Raw genomic sequence first — 261 nt, 5'->3', positions numbered from 1 at the left:
CCGGGCAAGGAGTGGATTCCTGACCCAGAGCGTCGTTTTGATTCCGTCGAGATTCGAGACTACTTGTTCAGAGCCATCCGTCGTGCGCTCGCCGCTGTGCTAGATGACCTTCCCGTGGGATTCGGTCTTGCAGAAGGAGATGCTCAGCGAAAGGACAAACCGATAATCCATCAACGAGTGCTGCGTGAAGGCATCGTTAACGCGTTGATGCATCGCAGCTATCGCAGCCATGCCCCGCTGCAGATCATTCGTTATTCAAAC

At 54.4% G+C, this 261-nt stretch carries 1 pseudogene; it reads left to right on the top strand.

From position 1 onward, the window contains the following. Positions 1–261: pseudogene (locus QN347_RS20215) on the top strand (ATP-dependent DNA helicase RecG); the annotation flags it as partial.

Source organism: Sphingomonas sp. 10B4, assembly GCF_035019905.1.
GTDB classification, from domain to species: Bacteria; Pseudomonadota; Alphaproteobacteria; order Sphingomonadales; family Sphingomonadaceae; genus Sphingomonas; species Sphingomonas glacialis.
Note: the sequence above shows the minus strand (reverse complement) of the source record. Positions and strands in the feature narration are given on the sequence as shown.